The organism is Chryseobacterium sp. UNC8MFCol, from assembly GCF_000482305.1.
Taxonomy (GTDB): domain Bacteria; phylum Bacteroidota; class Bacteroidia; order Flavobacteriales; family Weeksellaceae; genus Chryseobacterium; species Chryseobacterium indologenes.
The window spans coordinates 81,634-102,389 of sequence record NZ_AXUZ01000003.1 but is presented as its reverse complement, the minus strand read 5'-3'; the positions used below and the strand labels follow the sequence as shown (position 1 = coordinate 102,389).

Annotated in this window: 16 protein-coding genes and 1 pseudogene; 12 read left to right on the top strand and 5 right to left on the bottom strand. The window is 38.0% G+C overall.

The window, feature by feature from the left end; translation table 11 throughout:
* The first annotated feature begins 74 nt into the window (after positions 1 to 74).
* The 3 genes and pseudogenes from M030_RS0100520 to M030_RS23490 all read left to right on the top strand — a co-directional run bounded on the left by M030_RS0100520 (position 75) and on the right by M030_RS23490 (position 5,649).
* On the top strand, positions 75 to 1,349 hold the full coding sequence (locus M030_RS0100520; RefSeq protein WP_027371746.1) for a TolC family protein: 1,275 nt from the start codon (positions 75 to 77) through the stop codon (positions 1,347 to 1,349).
* Positions 1,350 to 1,435: 86 nt separating this feature from the next.
* Positions 1,436 to 2,551 carry an efflux RND transporter periplasmic adaptor subunit gene (locus M030_RS0100515; protein WP_027371745.1) on the top strand — a complete coding sequence of 372 codons (1,116 nt, stop codon included), beginning with the start codon at positions 1,436 to 1,438 and terminating at the stop codon, positions 2,549 to 2,551.
* Positions 2,551 to 5,649 (top strand): annotated as a pseudogene (locus M030_RS23490) (efflux RND transporter permease subunit). Before M030_RS0100515 ends, M030_RS23490 begins: the two are co-directional and overlap by 1 nt.
* Positions 5,650 to 5,760: 111 nt before the next feature.
* On the opposite strand, the gene M030_RS25355 reads toward M030_RS23490, so the two are convergent.
* From M030_RS25355 to M030_RS0100480, 5 genes are all read right to left on the bottom strand, one after another.
* Entirely contained in the window at positions 5,761 to 5,997 is a 237-nt protein-coding gene (locus M030_RS25355; RefSeq protein WP_123840742.1) for a hypothetical protein, read from the bottom strand.
* Positions 5,998 to 6,550: 553 nt separating this feature from the next.
* Complete coding sequence (locus M030_RS0100495) at positions 6,551 to 8,155, bottom strand: GEVED domain-containing protein (protein ID WP_081806276.1); 1,605 nt, start codon at positions 8,153 to 8,155, stop codon at positions 6,551 to 6,553.
* A gap of 186 nt (positions 8,156 to 8,341) precedes the next feature.
* Positions 8,342 to 8,812, bottom strand: coding sequence for a YciI family protein (locus M030_RS0100490; RefSeq protein ID WP_027371741.1), 471 nt, complete (start codon positions 8,810 to 8,812; stop codon positions 8,342 to 8,344).
* Positions 8,813 to 8,869: 57 nt separating this feature from the next.
* A complete protein-coding gene (pncB, locus tag M030_RS0100485) occupies positions 8,870 to 10,048 on the bottom strand; it encodes a nicotinate phosphoribosyltransferase (protein ID WP_027371740.1) in 1,179 nt (392 codons plus the stop codon).
* A gap of 95 nt (positions 10,049 to 10,143) precedes the next feature.
* On the bottom strand, positions 10,144 to 10,620 hold the full coding sequence (locus tag M030_RS0100480) for a Dps family protein (protein WP_027371739.1): 477 nt from the start codon (positions 10,618 to 10,620) through the stop codon (positions 10,144 to 10,146).
* 408 nt (positions 10,621 to 11,028) lie between these two features.
* Here M030_RS0100480 and M030_RS0100475 point away from each other — a divergent pair, with 408 nt between their 5' ends.
* From M030_RS0100475 to M030_RS0100430, 9 genes are all read left to right on the top strand, one after another.
* Positions 11,029 to 11,973 carry an alkaline phosphatase family protein gene (locus M030_RS0100475; protein ID WP_027371738.1) on the top strand — a complete coding sequence of 315 codons (945 nt, stop codon included), beginning with the start codon at positions 11,029 to 11,031 and terminating at the stop codon, positions 11,971 to 11,973.
* Between the two features lie 172 nt (positions 11,974 to 12,145).
* The gene (rpsL, locus tag M030_RS0100465) at positions 12,146 to 12,559 is read left to right on the top strand and encodes a 30S ribosomal protein S12 (protein WP_002983146.1); all 414 of its coding nucleotides are present in this window, start codon (positions 12,146 to 12,148) and stop codon (positions 12,557 to 12,559) included.
* A 23-nt stretch (positions 12,560 to 12,582) separates the two neighbouring features.
* Positions 12,583 to 13,059, top strand: coding sequence for a 30S ribosomal protein S7 (gene rpsG / locus M030_RS0100460; protein ID WP_027371737.1), 477 nt, complete (start codon positions 12,583 to 12,585; stop codon positions 13,057 to 13,059).
* A 6-nt stretch (positions 13,060 to 13,065) separates the two neighbouring features.
* Positions 13,066 to 15,183, top strand: coding sequence for an elongation factor G (gene fusA / locus M030_RS0100455; protein WP_027371736.1), 2,118 nt, complete (start codon positions 13,066 to 13,068; stop codon positions 15,181 to 15,183).
* Between the two features lie 16 nt (positions 15,184 to 15,199).
* Positions 15,200 to 15,505: a 30S ribosomal protein S10 gene (rpsJ, locus tag M030_RS0100450; protein ID WP_002661363.1), complete on the top strand. Its 306-nt coding sequence runs from the start codon at positions 15,200 to 15,202 to the stop codon at positions 15,503 to 15,505.
* A gap of 320 nt (positions 15,506 to 15,825) precedes the next feature.
* A complete protein-coding gene (locus tag M030_RS0100445; RefSeq protein WP_027371735.1) occupies positions 15,826 to 18,090 on the top strand; it encodes a TonB-dependent siderophore receptor in 2,265 nt (754 codons plus the stop codon).
* Positions 18,091 to 18,107: 17 nt separating this feature from the next.
* Positions 18,108 to 18,725: a hypothetical protein gene (locus M030_RS0100440; RefSeq protein WP_027371734.1), complete on the top strand. Its 618-nt coding sequence runs from the start codon at positions 18,108 to 18,110 to the stop codon at positions 18,723 to 18,725.
* 170 nt (positions 18,726 to 18,895) lie between these two features.
* Positions 18,896 to 20,098, top strand: coding sequence for a PepSY-associated TM helix domain-containing protein (locus M030_RS0100435; protein WP_034721944.1), 1,203 nt, complete (start codon positions 18,896 to 18,898; stop codon positions 20,096 to 20,098).
* Between the two features lie 127 nt (positions 20,099 to 20,225).
* A complete protein-coding gene (locus tag M030_RS0100430) occupies positions 20,226 to 20,729 on the top strand; it encodes a low affinity iron permease family protein (protein ID WP_027371732.1) in 504 nt (167 codons plus the stop codon).
* The last annotated feature ends 27 nt before the right edge of the window (positions 20,730 to 20,756 follow it).

Below are 20,756 nucleotides of genomic sequence, written 5' to 3'. Positions count from 1 at the left end.
TAACCGAATTTTAATTCTATTCAAAATTGGGCTTAATATTAGACAGATAGCTTTGTGGTCTTAAATATCAGACCTTGAAGAAAATTATATTTACCCTATTTTATATTCATTGCTTCAGTTTTTTTTCGGCTCAGATTGCAGACACTGTAAAGGTGAGCAGAAAGGAGGCTGAAGCAGTTTTTCTGGCAAAAAATTTAGATCTTATTGCTCAGAAGCTGGAGATTTCTCAGGCCGAGGCCCGTGCTCTGCAGGCTAAATACTGGCCTAATCCAAAATTAAGTATCAGCGAAGTTAATTTGTGGAGAACGTACGATATTGAAGAACAACCCGCTTTGATAGGGAACTGGGGAAAGAATACCCAGGTTTCTGCAGAAATAGAACAGGTTATTCAGACAGCCGGGAAAAGAAGAAAAAATATTGAGCTGCAGAAAATTGAAGTGGAAGGCGAAAAATATGAACTGCAGGAAGTATTACGTGAGTTAAAGAAAACGTTACGGAATACCATTACCGAAATCCTGTACAATCAGGAGCAGCAGAAAATATATCAGGGGCAAATTGCTTCCATTGAAAAACTTACAAAATCTTATCAGAACCAATTAAACCTTGGAAATATCAGTAAAGCGGAGTATGTCCGTCTAAAAGCACAAGAGATTGAATTCAAGAAAAAACTTGTTTCATTGAAGCAGGAGATTGAAGACCAGCAGGTGGAGCTGAAAGCTTTACTGATGATTCCGTCTACGTCATATCTTGTTATTTCCGATCCGTTTGTCATGCCCGAAAAACAACTCTCAGAGTTGGAACTGGGGCAATGGCTGGAGAAGGCCAAAGAAAACCGGCCGGATATTCTTATTTCAAGAAATAAAGAGAAACATGCGGCAAAGAATCTGGAAATACAAAATGCCATGAAGACTCCCGATGTAGCTGTTTCAATAGGCTATGACAGGGGAGGGAATATCATGAAGGACTTCATTGGACTCGGGGTTTCGGTTGATCTACCCATTTTTGACCGCAATAAGGGAAATATTCAGGAAGCAAAACTGGAAATTGAAAAAAGTAAGTATGAAACCCGGAAAAATATGCTGAAATCGGAAAATGAAATTGTTTCAGTCTTTAGAAATTATATCCGGACACAGCAGGTTTCAGAAGAAATAGACGCCTCTTACGAGTCTACACTGGATGGCTTACTGGTCAGCCATGAGAAAAATTTCAGATTAAGAAATATCAGCATGCTCGAGTATATGGACTTCTTAGATACCTATATCGGAAATAAAATGATCATCCTGGATACCAAAAAAGAGCTTAATCAATATTATGAAAACCTGCAATATGTTGTAGGACAGGATCTTTAGAATCTTAAACCATCATTCAAAAGCTTTGTAAAAGTCGCCTGAAGCGAATGGTGATAGGATACCTTATAAAAAATGAACATCTACATATGAAAATGAATACTACCAGATACATTGCGGTAATTTACCTCTCTGCTTTCATGATCTTTACAGGCTGTAAAGATAAAAAACAGGAAAATGAAACGGAAAAAGCTTATTGTATCAGTAAAGAACTTAAAAAAGATATTAAGCTGGTGAAGGCCGAAATTCTTCCTATCGAAGAAAGCATTACCCTTACCGGAGAAGTAGAAAGCAATTCAGATAAAACCGTTCCTTTTGTCAGCCTTGTAGACGGGATAGTAACCGATACTTACTTTTCGTTGGGAGACTATGTCAGAAAAGGCCAGGTACTGGCTACGGTAAAAAGTACTGCGGTGAACGAAATGCAGGACGACACACAAACCTTACAGGCACAACTCGCTGTGGCCAAACGAAAACTGTCTTCAGTAGAAGCGATGTATAAAGATGATATTGCTTCCCAGAAAGACCTGCAGGAAGCAAGATCTGAGGTGGCTATATTACAATCTAATATTTCCAAGACCCGGAAAAATATGCAGCTGTATTCTGCAGGCGGAAACACGCTTCAGATTAAAGCACCTGCGGACGGATATGTTATTTCAAAGAATGTTTCCAAAGGAATGCCTGTTACTGCCGGAGGTGATCAGCTTTTTATCATTTCAAATCTTGATAAGGTCTGGGTAATGGCCAATGTATATGCAACAAATATGAGAAATGTATATGTAGATCAGCCGGTAGTAGTGAAAACCCTGGCTTATCCTGACGAAAGCTTTGCTGGAAAAATAGATAATATCTCTCAGGTTTTTAATGAAAATGAAAGAGTCCTGAAAGCCAAAATTATTATGGATAATAATGGAATGAAGCTTAGACCCGGTATGTCTGCAGACGTTATTCTGCCAATTAATCCGCAAAATAAAAGCGCATTGGCTATTCCCGCAAAAGCACTGATATTTGATAATAACCAAAGTTATGTAGTGGTGTACAAAAAAGACTGTGAGCTGGAAATAAGACCTGTGACGGAAATAGCTTCCAACAGCCGGTATATCTATGTAGAAGGGAATTTAAAACCGGGTGAAACCATTATCGCTTCCAACGGATTGTTGATCTATGAAAACATGAAAAATCAATTAAATAATTCTATGAAGTAATGCGAAAATTTGTACAAAAAATAGTTTCCTTCTCCTTAAAAAATTCATTGATTGTACTTTTAGGGACTTTCCTTCTTTTGGCAGGAGGAATCTATTCCTATATACACACTCCCATCGAGGCATTTCCGGATGTTACCAATACAAGGGTAAGGGTAATCACCCAATGGCCGGGAAGAAGTGCTGAGGAAATTGAAAAATTCGTTACTCTGCCTATTTCCAAGGAAATGAATGCCATTCCGAATAAAACCTCGGTAAGGTCTATTTCATTATTCGGACTATCCGTGGTCACCGTAATTTTTGATGATCATGTGAATGATTTTTATGCCCAGCAGTATGCATCCAATAAACTGGGAAATGTACAACTGCCCAATGGCGCAGAATATAGCATCGAACCGCCTTCAGGAGCTACCGGTGAGATTTACCGGTATATTATCAGGAGTAAATTGCCAATTAAAGAAGTTACCGCTATTCAGGATTGGGTGGTTGAAAGGGAATTGCTGGCCGTGCCCGGTGTAGCCGATGTGGTTAGCTTTGGAGGAGAAGAAAAAACATACGAAATAAAAATTAACCCTACAGAATTACACAATTACGATCTATCCCCTCTGGATGTGTATGAAGCGGTGTCGAAGAGTAATATCAATGTTGGTGGAGATGTTGTGGCAAAAGGAGATCAGGCTTATGTAGTAAGGGGGATAGGTCTTTTGGAAAGTAAGGAGGATATTGAAAATATTCAGATTGAAGTAAAAGGTTCCACACCAATTTTAGTAAAGCATGTTGCTGAAGTAAAAGTGTCGGCAAAACCAAGATTAGGTCAGGTGGGATACAACAAAGAAAATGATGTTGTAGAAGGTATTGTCATCATGCTCCGCGGTGAAAACCCAAGTGAAGTCATTGCCCGATTAAAAGACAGGATCGAAGAATTGAACGGGGGAGAGCTGCCCGGTGATGTGAAGATTGAACCTATTATTGACCGAACTGAGCTGGTGAACACCACGGTTCATACAGTTTCCAAAAACCTGGTTGAAGGGGTCATTCTTGTTTCCATTATCGTATTTATTTTCCTGTACAACTGGAGAACGACCTTTATCGTGGCATCGGTTATTCCTTTGGCATTTCTTTTTGCCATCATTATGCTTAGGATCCAGGGATTGCCTGCGAACCTGATTTCTATGGGAGCTCTGGATTTTGGTCTTCTTCTCGAAGGAACCCTTGTTATTGTCGAAAATGTCTTTGTAGCACTTGAACATAAAGCGAAAAAGATCGGACTGCAGAGATTCAATAAAATTTCCAAACTCGGAATTATAAAGAGAAGCGCAGGAAGTGTGGCAAGTTATATTTTCTTTGCACTCCTGATCCTTATCGTAGCGTTGATGCCAATCTTCTCGTTCCAGAAAGTGGAAGGGAAAATGTTTTCTCCCCTGGCATTTACATTAGGATATGCCTTATTGGGGTCTTTGATTTTAAGCCTGACATACGTTCCTGCGATGTGTAAGCTTTTACTGACAAAAAATATAGAAGAAAAAGAGAATTTTATTTCCAGATTCTTCAGAGTCAATATCTACAGGATCTATGAGTTTAGTGACCGTTATAAAAAGGGTTTCATTATCGGATTTCTCACATTGCTGGCCATCTGCGGGTGGAGATTTTCAAATTACGGATCAGAGTTTCTCCCGAAACTGAATGAAGGGGCAATCTATGTACGTGCCACTTTACCTAATAGTGTGAATCTGGACGAATCGGTGCGTCTTACCAAGGAAATGAAAGGAATTTTAATGAAATATGATGAAGTGAAATTTGTCATGACCCAGACCGGCCGTCCCAATGACGGTACCGACCCTACAGGTTTCTTTAATATCGAGTTTAATATTCAGCTGAAACCTGAAAGCGAATGGAAGAAAAAAATATCCAAAGAAGAACTTCTGGAAGAAATGAGGGTTTCTCTTGAAAAATATCCGGGAATAAACTTCGGATTCAGCCAGCCCATACAGGATAATGTAGAAGAATATGTGGCCGGAGTAAAGGCGCCGCTCGTTATTAAAATTTTCGGGAACAATCTGTTTGAACTTGAAAATTATGCCAACCAGGTCGCCAATTCTATCAGAACTGTACCGGGAATATCGGATGTAAATGTTTTTAAAAATATTGGCTTACCCGAGCTCAGGATACAGCTTCATGATTCTAAAATGGCAAAATACGGTGTTTCCACAGCAGATGCATAGGCAGTAATCGAAATGACGATCGGAGGTCAGGCGGCGACTAAATTTTATGAAGAAGAAAGGATGTTTGATGTGATGCTAAGATTTGAAAAACAATATCGTGATACTCCCGAAAAAATGGGGAACATCCTGATCCCTACTCAGGATAATAAAAAGGTGCCTTTAAAAGAGATAGCAACGATCGATTATCACACGGGACCCTCTTTTATTTACCGCGAAGGAAACAGCAGGTATATAGGAGTTGGATTTAATATCGAAGGAAGAGATCTGGGAAGTACCATCGCCGAAGCCAAGACTAAAGTGGCAAAAGAGGTAAAGCTTCCCAAAAATCATAAAATGACGTGGGCAGGAGAGTTTGAAAGTAAAGAAAGAGCGGCAAAACAACTGGCAATGGTTGTTCCCATTTCCCTGGTTCTTATTTTAATGTTGCTGTATTTTAATTTTGGAAATGTAAAAGACACTTTAATTTCATCCATTACCCTTGCTTTTGCATTTATTGGCGGATTCTTGTCCCTGTGGTTTACAGGAACTATTTTCGGAATTTCTGCAGGAATTGGTTTTATTATTCTCTTCGGAGTAGCCACCATTGACGGTATTGTTCTGATCGGGGTGATGAAAGAAAACCTTCAGAATAAAATGTCTCTTAAAAATGCCATTTCAGAAGGAGTAAGAAGCAGAATTCGTCCTGTGGTAATGATTGCTTTAATGGGATCAATGGGACTTTTCCCCGCAGCGATATCCAACGGAATGGGATCTGAGATTCAAAAACCTTTAGCAATTATGATTGTAGGCGGATTGATCATCTGTATGCTGTTGTCTTTTACAGTATTACCTATTGTATTTTATTATGCTTACCGTAAAAAGTACAGAGAAGCCCTATAGTTTCTTTTTATTTGTTCATTATGTAGGCCGGGATCCGTGAGGAAGATCCCGGCCTTTTTTATGACAGATCATTATAAAGTGAGCCGGAAGCTCTTATCTGTGCTCATCAGGTTATGGGTTAATGATTATCGGATCCGGAAACGGTTCCAGAACCAGTGGCTTACACCTTGCAGCCGGTTCACATCTGTTCCCCATACATATAAAATTGGTCATTGTAGTAGATCCGTCAGGGCATCTGATCATAGCTTCACCAGGGCATCCGCCGGGACATGGTGCAGGATATAAATACCCGCCGAATACATCTTTCAGTTCTGTTCTCGAAAGTTTTGAGAGATTCATTTTTTTCATGGAATTAATTTTTTAAAGGTTTGGTTTGTAAGTTTCTTATAATCTGTGTTATAACGTATTTTACAATATCGCTAAAATAATAAAAATTGATTGATTTTTTATTGTTTTTTTAAAAAAAGATTCTGTTTATTTTGATATAATCTATTGAAATTTAATGATTTGTAAAATATTTTATATATTTAAATCTCGGAAAAAGGAAATAAATAGATAAACAGAGGTATCCGAAAATCTTAAAGAGTAGGAATTTACAATAAACAATACCTATGAAAAATGTAAGAAGTTTAAACAGAAAAGAATTGAAAGCCGTTCTGGGCGGATTTGAAAAAGCATGTGAACCACCCATAGACGGAGTTTGCAAACCAGGTTATGCATCCTGCGATCCTTATTGTTGTTTCCGCATCATAAAGCCACATCCAATTTGTAGCGACTGGTAAAAACCTTCAACCCGGAGATTTTTTACATCACAAACCGTATTGAAATGACGGCAGTATGAAAATTAAAAAGGCAACAGTGTCATACTGCTGCCTTTTATATATAATGATGTTAATATTAATTATTTTTTCACGGCTTTGATTGTTTTAGAACTTCCGTCTTTCATCTGAAGACTGATCAGGTATAATCCTGCATTCAGGTCAGAAAGGTTAAGCTGATGAGTTGCCGCAATTGTTTTCAACTGTCTTCCGGATACATCACTTACGATAATCGTTTTTACATCCTTAATATCTGAAATGGTTAACGTATCCTTAAACGGATTAGGGTAAACTGAGATATCACCCTTTTTATTGGCCATGGTTTCAGAAGTTCCCAATACCGCATCTACTTTTATAGTATAGTCTTCAACTTGTCCCTCGTTTACGTCCGAACAAGGATCAGATAATTCTGTTCTTACTGACGTTGAAGAGCTGTTGAACTGATACTTAACTCTCATTCTTGTATTTCCTAAAGCTGCTGTCGCAGGTACGGCAATGGTTTTATTAACCGTTACAGTATTACCTGTACCTCCAGCAAAATCAGAAGTCACGAAATAAGACTCTCCCGGATCACTGAAGCTTCCATTCTGGTTCCAATCTATAAATACTGTAAATCCGAATCGGTTGGCACCGGCTCCTGTAGCGGTAAGAGTTAGCGGATAAGAAGATCCTCTTGCAACAGTTGCTATTTTGGAAATGAAATTTTCATGACCACTTCCGGTATTGGTTGTGGTGCTTGATGCATTGGTCATATCACTCAATACCACATTAGAAATAGGGAATACGCTTGATCTTGCCAAAAGCGGACTGCAATATGGAGCAAACGGATTGGCACCGGTTGTGAATGAGATTTCAGTACAACCTGTGGCATCACCTAAAGAATTCGTTGGAGTAACAGTTGCATAAAGAGTCGTGTTTTGCGGGAATGTCTCGGTTGATGCCGGAGTATGGAAGGTATTGATAGTCGTTCCGGTATAAATATTTGAACCTCCCGGTGTTGTTCCTATTTTCACTTTGTAGCCTTCAGATCCTGCGGTGGCAGCCCATGTAATTTGTTGACGTACTGAAGTCCCGGTAGCACCTGTAACAGGAGCGCTTATTGTTGTACATGCCGGAGGTGCTGTCACTTCCTGTTTGATAACGACCTTATCAATAAAGCTATAAAAATCAAACGTGGTTCCTGAACTTCCTACAGTCTGGATTCTCAGCTTGAAGTTACCATTGATATTGGCACTTTCAGGAATGGTACCTGTAAAGGGTACACAGGTCTGAGCGGTGCTGGACAATGTAATCGGGCTTCCAACCGGTACATAGGTAGTCCCGTTATCTGTAGAATATTCTACATTGATAACTCCTCCGATGCTATCTCCTGTTGAATAAGGAGTTGTAGTGAACTGGAAAGAAATATCAATTTTTTTTCCGTTAGCGGTCACCCCTGCAGGTTTTGTATACACAAGGTTGATTGTTCTGTTGGCTACGCTTGATCCATAGGATTCAGCACCTATCTGTATGTTTCCATCACAGGTACTTCCTAGATACGTACCCGCTGTACCACCACTGGTATCGCTGTAACCACCGGTGATGACAAAACCCGGATAGGTTCCGTTTTCAAAACTCTCATTAACTAAAATTTGGGCACTGCTCATCGAGGCAAGTACCATTGAACTCAAGAATAGTATTTTCTTCATAGGGTAAAAGTTTTATTTGACCGAATATAATAATATTCTGTAAAACAGCAAAATAAATATGAAAATTAAGGTTTGTTTACCTATTATTTAGAAAAAATATTCTTTTATTGTGAAGTTTAGATTGATTTTATTTTTTTGTTATTACTCTGCTTTTGCGGAATCGATCAGGTAGGGCTAGCGGTTTGTTTATGGGCTTTCTGTTGAAATTTCTTCATGATGCTTAAGATATAAAGGTAAAGCTGCTGATCCATACCAGGAAAAGATTTTGTAATTGAAAATGCCTGCCTCTACAGCCGGATCTGTTTTCACCCATTTTTCAGCTTCTTCTTCAGACGGGGTATTGAAAATAAACATACCGCGGTAATTTTCTTTATTCTTTTCAAGAAAAGGTCCTGCCACAATAATCTTATCTTCATCAGCGAGTTTTCTGATATTGGCCATGTGTCCTTTCATCAGTTCTGATCTCCTTGCTTTATCATCAATCTGTATGTTGCCTGTGGTAAGCATGGCAATGGTATATGCTTTCATTCCGTATTTATCAGCACCAAGGGATATTGCCAATTCCTGATTGAATGCAGGCTTTTCTTTTTTCTTCTCTTGGCTAAACGATAAAACAGTCATCATCATACTCAAGATGAGGTATAATTTTGCTTTCATGATATCGGGTTTTATGACTATATAAATATCTGAAATCTGACAACGGAAACCTACCTTTTAATTTTTTATTCTTAAAAATTCTTTAGCAAGTTCGATCATTTTAGGATCACCCGTATATTTCCCATGTTCATCGGAAAGTTTTACCGTTGGGATCCATTCTTTATTAGGAGCTTGTACACCGATAAGTTTCATCACAATATTCATTGGCTTCAGACCTACGTCGTTTGTAAGGTTGGTTCCTATTCCGAAAGATATTCCGATTTTTCCCCTGCAGTAGTTGGTGATTTCCTCTACTTTTTCAAGATTGAGGGCGTCAGAAAAAATAATATATTTAAACATAGGATTGATGCCGTTATTCTGATAATGGGCAATGGTTTTATCTGCAAATTCTAAAGGATCGCCACTATCATGGCGTACGCCGTCAAACAATTTAGCAAATTTTTTATCAAACTGCTGGAAGAAAACATCTGTAGTATATGTATCTGAAAGAGCTACTCCAAGGTCACCTCTGTATACATCTACCCAATGTTCCAGAGCCAGCTCATTGGCCATTTTGAAACCATATTCCGCTGCATGAAACATGAACCATTCGTGAGCATGTGTTCCTATTGGTTTTACACCATACTTCATCGCAAAATGAACATTTGAGCTTCCGATAAAAGTGGAATTTTTATTTTTTGTTAAAGCTTCCATCACCAGGTTTTGTACTTTATAAGAATGTCTTCTTCGGGTCCCGAATTCTGCAAAGGTCACCCCAAGTTTAGCGAGTGCATCTGCTTTTTCCACTGTTTTGCTCATCACAACCTCATTGGAATCTCTTTCCATATGGTTCATCTCATAATGCAGCTCACTGATCAGTGCCAGCAAGGGAACTTCCCAAAGAATTGTTCTGTACCACAGTCCTTCTACCACCACAGAAAGATCTCCTCCCTCCTGATGGATCTTTACTTCAGAAGGATCATAGTGATAACCTTCTAAAAAATCAAGATAAGGAAGATCAATATAAGGGCAGGTTCTGGCCATAAACTTTTTCTCATCTTTGGTAAGCTTAAGTTCTGCCATTTTGTTGACCGCTTCCTTTAAAGCTGCATCAAATCCTGCCGGGAAATGATGCTTTCCTCTGTTGATAAATTCATATTTTACAATAGAACCTGGAAATAATTTTACCACTGCATTTTGCATGGTTATTTTATAGAAATCATTATCTAGAATAGAGTTGAGTCGTACATCGTTCATAATATGTGTAATTTTAACGCAAATATAAAAAATAAAAATAAAATCGCCTAAATGTAAGGCGATTTTTTTGAAATATTTTGATCGTGTTTCTCAATCTATTTTCCCAGGTAAGAATTATACATCCAGACTTCTTTCTCCTGTTCGGTAATATAATCGCTCATCTGAGAGTTAGTACCCTCATCTCCTGCGGCATCAGTAATATCTAAAAGCTCTCTCTGAAGATCAAGCACTACTTTGAATGAACTTAAGATTTGTTCAACGCTTTTTGTACCGTCACTTACTTCTTTACTTTCTTTAATAGTAGCCACTTTCAGGTAATCTGAATAGTTATGTGCCGGAGTAGCCCCTAAAGTCAGGATTCTTTCTGCAATTTCATCAATTTTTAAAACCAGGCTGTTGTAAAGTTCTTCAAATTTCGGGTGAAGGGTAAAGAACTGGTCTCCTTTAATATTCCAGTGGGATCCCCTTGTATTCTGGTAGAATACCGAATAGTTGGCCAACAGGACATTTAATTTTTCTGAGATCTTCTTGCAATCGGCTTCTTTTAAGCCAATAATACTAGCATTTTTCATATGTATATATTTATTTTTAAAGGTCATGATTCGCGTGCCGTCCTCAGGCTTTTCTGATCGTTGGCTGTGAGGTTTTGCGGACATCAATGCAATATGCTTATTAGTTTTATATCCCAAATTTACGAAATATCGTGCCGAACTTCCCTGATTGTTAATAGATGATAACTATAAGAAAGTTTTTTAAAATAGTTTGAATTTATCAGACTTTGTAATTTAGTTGCCTATTATATTATTCTACAGGATATTACAGGAATTTTACAGATTCAAGACTTTGGAGATAACAAGGAATTGAAATCGTATCATCCCCCTCATTGTGAATTTTTAAGAATTACATAATAATATGTTAATATACGTCGGGGTCTGATTTTCTAGCTTTGCATTCGAAAACCACAAATAAATGGGTAAGCTATGAAAAAGATCTTGTTGTATTTAATGGTATCAATCTCTATGTTGTCATGCAATAATGATACGGATGCACAAACAAAAACTGCGGATAAATACCAAACAAAAAACGTAGTCCTCCTTGTTGTTGACGGGCCCCGCATTTCTGAAACCTGGGAAGCTCCCAATAAAGAAAATATTCCAAACAGAGTCAGCCTTCTCAGCCAGGGTGTATTTATCAGTAATTTTAAAAATAACGGAACTACAAATACAAACCCCGGGCATAGTGCCATGTGCTCAGGAGTCTATGAAAATATTAAAAATAATGGGACGGAATTACCAGGTTTTCCGTCTGTAATGCAGCAGTGGCTTAAATTCACCGGGGCAGATAAAACAAAAGCATGGGTTATTGCTTCTAAAGATAAGCTGGAAGTTTTGAACGACTGTAAACTGGCAGATTGGAAAGGTAAATTCCAGCCAAGTGTAGATTGCGGAGTGAACGGAAACGGAACAGGATATCGTGATGACCTTATTACGATGACGAAAACCAAAGAGGTGATGACGAAATACAGCCCGAATGTTATCGTAATCAATCTTAAAGATGTGGATTCTTATGGCCACGCTAATAACTGGAATGAATATATCAAAGCGATTAAAACTACAGATGCATCCATTAAAGAAATCTGGGATTACATCCAGTCACAGCCTGCCTATAAAGATAAAACTACACTTATCGTTTCTAATGACCATGGCAGACATATTGACGCCAACGGAGGTTTTGCTGAACATGGAGACGATTGTGCAGGATGCAGACATATTGAGTTCTTTGCGATGGGACCTGATTTTAAAAAGAATGCAACCATCAGTACAGGAAACTACGAACAAATTGATATTGCAAGTACTATAGCAGAACTTTTAAGACTTCCGATGCAGTATGCAAAAGGAAAAGTAATTAAAGATGCTTTTAAATAATTTTTTTGTCTAATCTTCTGATTTAAAAAAGATTCAATAATATAAATAGGATGCAGGTTTCAGCCAGATAGGAAAATCAATGTAAAGATTTTCAGGAGAAATAAAAATACATAACTGCTTGTCAATTAAAAAAATATTACTATTTTTGCAGCCTAAAATAAAAAGCAATTAAATGCCTACTATTCAACAATTAGTAAGAAAAGGAAGAGCCACGCTTGCCAAGAAGAGCAAATCGGCTGCCCTTGATTCTTGTCCACAAAGACGTGGTGTATGTACGAGAGTATATACGACTACACCTAAGAAACCTAACTCTGCACTTAGAAAAGTAGCAAGGGTAAGACTTTCTAACGGTAAAGAAGTTAACGCCTATATCCCGGGCGAAGGACATAATCTTCAAGAGCACTCGATAGTATTGGTTAGAGGCGGAAGGGTGAAAGACCTACCGGGAGTACGTTACCACATCGTAAGAGGTGCATTAGACACAGCTGGTGTAAATGGAAGAACACAGAGAAGATCTAAGTACGGAGCTAAGAGACCTAAACCAGGACAAGCTGCTGCAGCTCCTGCAAAAGGAAAGAAAAAATAATCATTAAATAAGGTACAAAAGCAATGAGAAAGACAAAAGCGAAAAAAAGACCGTTGTTACCAGATCCGAAGTTTAATGATCAATTGGTAACGAGATTCGTAAACAACTTAATGCTAGACGGTAAGAAGTCTATCGCATTCAAAATTTTCTATGATGCATTAGATATCGTAGAAACTAAAAAAGGAGAAACTGAGAAAACAGCCCTTGAAATCTGGAAAGATGCATTAACAAACGTTATGCCTCACGTAGAAGTACGTTCTAGAAGAGTAGGTGGAGCTAACTTCCAGATTCCTATGCCAATCAGAGCTGACAGAAAAATTTCTATGGCAATGAAATGGTTAATTAGCTACTCTAAAAAGAGAAATGATAAGTCTATGGCTTTAAAATTAGCTAATGAAGTTGTAGCTGCTTCAAGAGAAGAAGGTGCAGCTTTCAAAAAGAAAACTGATACTCACAAAATGGCGGAAGCTAACAAAGCGTTTTCACACTTTAAATTCTAATCTGAAATGGGTAGAGATCTTAAATTTACAAGAAATATTGGTATTGCTGCTCACATTGATGCGGGTAAAACTACCACTACAGAAAGGATTTTATTCTATACAGGTGTAAACCACAAAATTGGAGAGGTTCACGACGGTGCTTCTACGATGGACTGGATGGAGCAGGAAGCAGAAAGAGGTATTACTATTACTTCTGCAGCGACTACTTGTTCTTGGAACTTTCCAACAGATCAAGGAAAACCTGTTGCTGATACTAAACCTTACCACTTCAACATCATCGATACACCGGGACACGTTGACTTCACCGTAGAAGTAAACAGATCTTTAAGAGTATTGGATGGATTGGTATTCTTATTCTCTGCAGTAGATGGAGTAGAGCCTCAGTCTGAAACAAACTGGAGACTTGCTGACAACTACAAAGTTGCGAGAATGGGATTCGTAAACAAAATGGACAGACAAGGTGCTGACTTCCTTAACGTGGTAAACCAGGTTAAAGAAATGTTAGGATCTAACGCAGTTCCAATCGTTTTACCAATCGGTGCTGAAGAAGATTTCAAAGGTGTTGTTGACTTAATTAAAAACAGAGCGATCATCTGGGATGAAGCTGGACAAGGTGCTACTTTCGAGGTAGTTCCAATTCCTGAAGACATGAAAGATGAAGTTCTTGAATACAGAGAGAAATTAGTAGAAGCTGTTTCTGAGTATGATGAAACTTTGATGGAGAAATTCTTCGAAGATCCGGATTCAATTACAGAAGAAGAAATCAATGCTGCATTGAGAGCTGCTACTATCGATTTATCTATTATCCCAATGACTTGTGGTTCTTCGTTCAAGAACAAAGGAGTACAGTTTATGTTGGATGCAGTATGTAAATACCTGCCTTCTCCATTGGATAAAGATGATATTAAAGGTACTGACCCAAGAACAGACGCTGAAATTACAAGAAAGCCATCTGTAGATGAGCCTTTCTCTGCTCTGGCATTTAAGATTGCTACTGACCCGTTCGTGGGAAGATTAGCATTCTTCAGAGCATACTCTGGAAGACTGGATGCTGGTTCTTATATCTTGAACACTCGTTCAGGAGATAAAGAAAGAATCTCTAGAATCTATCAGATGCACGCTAACAAGCAAAACCCGGTAGAATATATTGAAGCTGGTGATATTGGTGCTGCTGTAGGATTCAAGTCTATCAAAACTGGTGATACAATGTGTGACGAGAAAAACCCAATCGTTCTTGAATCGATGGTTTTCCCTGATCCGGTAATTGGTATCGCTGTTGAGCCTAAAACTAAAGCTGACCAGGATAAAATGGGTAACGCTCTAGCTAAATTGGCTGAAGAAGATCCAACGTTTACTGTTAGAACTGACGAGGCTTCTGGACAAACGATCATCTCTGGTATGGGTGAGCTTCACTTAGATATCATTGTAGACCGTATGAAGAGAGAATTCAAGGTTGAAGTAAACCAAGGACAACCTCAGGTAGAGTACAAAGAAAACTTAACAAAAGTTGCTCAACACAGAGAAGTTTACAAAAAACAATCTGGTGGTAAGGGTAAATTTGCTGACATTGTATTTGAACTAGGACCTGCAGACGAAGGTAAAGTTGGTTTAGAATTCATCAATGAGATCAAAGGTGGTAACGTTCCTAGAGAATTTGTTCCTGCAATTGAGAAAGGATTTAAAGCTGCAATGAAGAACGGTCCATTGGCTGGTTTCGAAGTTGAAGGTATTAAAGTTACTCTTAAAGATGGATCTTTCCACGCGGTGGATTCTGACGCTCTTTCTTTCGAAATGGCTGCTAAGTTAGGATTTAAAGAAGCGGGACGTGCTGCTAAGCCAGTAATTATGGAGCCTATCATGAAACTGGAAGTTGTAACTCCGGAAGAATACATGGGTAACATCATTGGTGACCTTAACAAAAGAAGAGGTACTATCAGTGGTCAGGAAGAAAAGAACGGTGCTGTTGTAATCAAAGGTTCTGTTCCACTTTCTGAAATGTTTGGATACGTAACAACTCTAAGAACACTTTCATCAGGAAGAGCTACTTCTTCTATGGAATTAGAGAAGTACCAGGCTACTCCACAAAACGTTGCTGAAGAAATCATAGCTAAAGCAAAAGGTTAATTTTTAAATTAAAGAAATGTCACAAAGAATCAGAATAAAACTAAAATCTTACGATTACAACTTGGTAGACAAGTCTGCTGAGAAAATCGTAAAAACGGTAAAGGCTACTGGTGCTGTTGTAAACGGTCCAATTCCATTGCCAACAAATAAGAGAATCTTCACAGTGTTGAGATCTCCGCACGTAAACAAGAAGGCTAGAGAGCAGTTCCAGTTATCAGCTCACAAGAGACTAATGGATATCTACTCTTCTTCTTCTAAAACTGTTGATGCTCTAATGAAATTAGAACTTCCTTCAGGAGTAGACGTTGAAATTAAAGTGTGATAATTGCATACTTTGCAATGATTATAGAATCCGTTCCTATTTTAGGAACGGATTTTTTTTGCTATAAAAAGTCTCAGAATATTTAAAATAGAAGGTTAAAGTTATAAAACTTTACTTTTTTTTCAATTTAATGATCCGTAACCATAAAGCAGGTTTTAAGTGGTATAACTATCCATCTGATTAATATATTGTGTTATTTTGAATGTTTCTAAATAACACTTTATGATCTGATATTGATTAGTCTTTTGTGGGTGACATATGTCACTTTACATTGTTTATTTAGAATGAATAAAAACAATAAATTTGCAAAAAATTATCAGATGAATAAAGTAGTATCCTTTTCTCTGCTTGTATTGGGTGGGGTTTTTGTAAACGCACAGAAAGTGAATGATTCTATTAAGAAGTCAAAAGACATTGAAGAAGTAGAATTATTTGGTGAAAGAAAAAAACAGCCGCAAGGTTTAGATGCAATTACCAGATTGCCATTAAAAACCAGAGATCAGATTCAGAGTATTTCTGTAATCTCTCACAAAGCAATCGAAGAATTGGGTGCGCTTACCGTTACAGATGTTGCTAAAAACGTACCGGGAGTAACGTTATTCTCAAGTTATGGAGGTGGTAACGAAAGTATGTCTATCAGGGGATACCGTGGTGTTCCCGTATTGAAAAACGGAGTTCAGATGGATTCGGACTTCCGTACTGCAGGAATGATGACAGATATGCAGGGAGTTGAAAGTATCCAGGTCATCAAAGGTTCTGCTGCAGTTAGTCAGGGAATCGGAAATGGTTTAGGATCTGCCGGTGGAGTTATCAACGTGGTGACAAAAAGACCCCAGTTCATTGATCAGACTAACGTAGGGTTCCGTTATGGGAGCTGGGATTTTTACAGACCTACCGTAGACTTCCAAAGAGTGTTGGATTCTCAGGGTAAAGTGGCCGTAAGATTCAATGGTGCTTATCAGAACAACAATTCTTTTAGAAGCCATGTTTCAGGAGAAAGAATATATGTCAATCCTTCAGTGGCTTTCCGTCCGGATGATAAAACGTTAATCAATGTGGAGATGGACTATCTTCATGATAAAAGAACTCCGGATAGAGGGACAGTTAACCTCGCGCCAGGAACTACAGAGGCACTATACCATATGCCAAAAGGAAAGTTTTTAGGATATTCTTCTGATTACATGAAAACGGAAACCTATAATTTTGCTACAACTGTAGTGCGTCAGCTTACCAATAAACTAAAGGTTAGAGGAGCTTTTATAAACTCAGTTAGCAATTCAGATAATTTAGGTTCATCTATTTCTACAATAGGTAAAGACCCTAAAACGATCAACTATAATTTAAGACAACGTACAATAAGCAGATCAGCATCAGAAGATCTTAATAAAGTATTGCAATTTGATTTCATTGGAGAAGATATTAAAACCGGTTTTATCAAACATACCTTCCAGGTAGGATTTGATTGGAGAGAAACAGAAACTTCTACTACAGGATACGATGTTTATAAAAACTCTGTTGCGCCAGGTAATTTACTTTCGTCTCCAAGAAAAGTAAATAATAAACCTATTCCATCAGTTGTGATCGATCAGTTTGATGTGGTTAACGGAGTTATTCCAAATGAACTTCCGTTTGATCTGGCATTTGAAAAATTACAGAGATCAAAACCTAACTTGAGTCCTACCATTGGAGTTATGGCTCAGGATGTGATGTCTTTCGGAAAATATGTAAAAGCTCATTTAGGCTTAAGATATAGTAGATTGAATGGTACAACCAATAATGATAAAGATGCGTGGAACCCTTCTTTTGGATTAATACTTTCACCAGTTGAAAATATTAATGTATTCGGATCTTATACCACTACTACTTCTTTAAGAACAGCTAATAACGTTCTTCAGATTGGAGGGTTAATGGGGCCTTCTACTACAAAACAATGGGAAGCAGGATTTAAATCAGACTGGTTCAATGAACGTTTAAGATTTAATTTTACTTGGTTTGATATTAATACTAATAATTTATCAAACAGAGTTCTTGATAGTAATTACAATCCGGTGTCTGATAGCAGAGGTGATCTTTACGTAATGGCTGGTGACCTTAGAAGAAAAGGGGTAGAAGTTGAATTGATTGGTAGAATCTTGCCTAATCTTCAGATTATGTCTGGGTGGGCTTATCTTGACGCTCAATATCAGAACAGTCCGTCATATATGAATGGTTCTAGACCAATGAATGCCCCGAAACATACAGCAAATGCATGGTTGAATTATAAATTTAATACAACCATATTAGAAGGATTAGATGTAGGTGCCGGAATTTATTATGTGGGAAGCCGTCCGGTAGATGAATGGAGCCAAAAAACATATACAGCAGGCCACGTTAATAGTGTACAACCAGGAGATAAACCTTTCGATATGCCGGAATATACTACGGTAGATGCTCAGGTAGGATATACCCTGAAAAACGGAATGGGGCTGAGAGTATTCTTCAACAACATTTTTGATAGAGTAGGATATAGTTCTTATTTCAGAGGTGGATACATCGACCAGATTCAGCCTAGAAACTTTGCGGTACAGGTTAACTATAAATTCTAATCAACAAAATCATTCATATGAAAAGTGTAAAAACATTATGTATAGCTGTAGCTCTTGGAGCAGTTGCTATGTCATGCTCAGGAGATAAGAAAAAAGGAATCGACTATAATCAGTTCAAAACCGAAGTACAGCTTACTCCCGATCAGACGAAGAGTTTTGACGAAATCACCAAAAAATACCAGGACCTTCAGGAACAAAACTTCCAGGCTGCGAAAGCACAGGGAGGAAATATGGACCGTGTGGCTCTGGGAATTAAAAATGAAGAGTTGAGAGCCCAGCAGTCAATAGAAATGGCTAAGGTTTTGGATGGTCCTCAGATGGAACAATTCAATAAGTTCGTTGATGAAAATTCCAGAAAGAGACCCAGATACGATAATGCCTTATTGGAAAGAATCAAAACGGAAGCCCAACTTTCAGAGGACGAATTCAAAGTAGTAAACGCTGCCAATGATGCATTTGAAAAAGCTTTTAATGATGCTCATGATGTGTACCACGGAAACAATGACCTGGCAAAAGAATACTGGGACAAATTCGATGCACAAAGAAAAGCGGCTATTCAAAAAGCATTAACCCCTGAACACTATACAAAATTCGAGGAGATTGTAAAAGATGTTCAGTTTAAAGGAAGAAAATAATATGTTTTAAGTTTTGAATGCAGGAAAAAGAGATGTTTTGTAAAATAAACGTTTTTTTGACCGGCTTCACTCAGAATCATATTAACTTTTTTAATTTATTCATATCAATTTTAATTTTGGAAAACATTAAGACGGTAACGCGTCTTAATGTTTTTGCTATTAAGCCCCCTATGAAATTATTACTTAAAAGTCTTTACAGGAAAAAAAGGAAAAATGAATCTGTCACTAAGTATCTGATGTGGCTGATTCACCTGTGGCTGGGTCTTTTATCAAGTATTATTGTTTTTGTGATGTGCCTTACCGGTTGTCTGTATGCCTTTAAAAATCAGGTTATCGATTTTAGCAACAGGGATAAAGTGTATATCAGTGCAACGGCTGAAAAAACTAAAAATGCTGACTTGATTCAGGCCGAATTGTTAAGAGAGAACAAACAATTAACGTCTTTACTGATTCCTGCAGACAAAGGAAGAAGTTACGTCATCGGCTACCGTGAAAATCAACTGGACAAAAGTGCTTATTATAATCAATACACAGGAGAGTTGCTGGGCCAGGCTGATGTTGGTTCCGGTCGTTTCTTTGAACTTGTGCTCGATCTCCACAGAAACCTTATGTTGGGTAATGTGGGAAGACAGATTGTAGGAGCATCGGTACTGATCTTTTGTATCCTGTTGATCTCAGGGTTGATATTATGGTTGCCCAAAAAGCTGAAGTTTTTGAAACAGGGCTTAACGGTAATGTGGAAAGCAAAGTTTCAACGGGTCAATTATGACCTGCACAATACCCTTGGTTTTTATACCTTTCTGATGCTTTTCTTTATGGCTGTCACCGGATTATATGTTACCTATCCATGGGTGAAGAATGGTCTTATTGTAGGGCTTGGAGGAACATCGATAGATAATATTGCTCAAGAGAAAGATAATGCAGATGATCCTTTCGGAGGACTTTTGGAAGATATGCTTCAAAAGCAGGATGAAAAGAAAAACCTTAAGAATTCTGCTTCAGCATCCATTGATATGATTTTACATCTTGCTGACCAGCATTTGCCTTATAAAGCTGTTACCAGCGTAGAACTTCCCAATAAAGACAATCCGAGATATGTTGTTATTAAAACCAATACTCAGAACGCTTTGGGGATGATGTTTCCCGATGAAGTAACTTTTGATAAAACAGGAGTTTTCAAAACCAAAGAATTATTTTCAGACAAACCCCTGAACAAGCAGTTTACTGCTTTGGCAAAACCTCTGCATACGGGGGAAATCATGGGATTACCAAGCATCATTATTTATTGTATTGTATCCCTCATCGGATGCTCTCTGCCGGTGACGGGATTCCTGATATGGTGGCACAGGTACAGCAAGATGAACAATACATAGATCAGCTGGAAAAATTAAAGAGGAGTTTTTTAACTTCTCTTTTCTGTTTTTATATACCTCATTTCTTATTTTTGTTTCATCAGATTCATGTTAATTTTATACATTTATTAGAAGAAAAATAAATAGTATGGGACATAAGAAGAATCAGTTTTTTGAAAAATTTTCAAACTGGGCTGTGAAATTTACAGGCAGTGCATATGCCTTTGTCGGGGCTTTCCTTATTGTCGTTCTATGGGCATTTTCCGGACCATTCTTTGATTACTCGGAAACCTGGCAGCTGGTCATTAATACCGGTACTACAATCATCACTTTTCTGATGGTATTCCTTATTCAGAAAGCGCAGAATAAAGATTCCAAAGCCATACAGATCAAATTAAATGAACTCCTTGCTGCGCATGAAAAAGCGAGCAATAGAATAGTGGACATCGAAGATCTTACAGAGGTAGAGCTGGATCAGCTTCACCATTACTATGAACAGCTCGCCCAGTTGTCTAAAAAAGATTTGGATATACACACCTCTCACTCTATTGATGCTGCCCAGAGAAATCATGATTATAAGTATGATTTTTTTAAACGAAAGCATGAAGAATGGCTGCAAAAACAGGAACAACAAAAAAAGGAATCAAACTGATTCCTTTTTACTATAAGTTGACAGAAT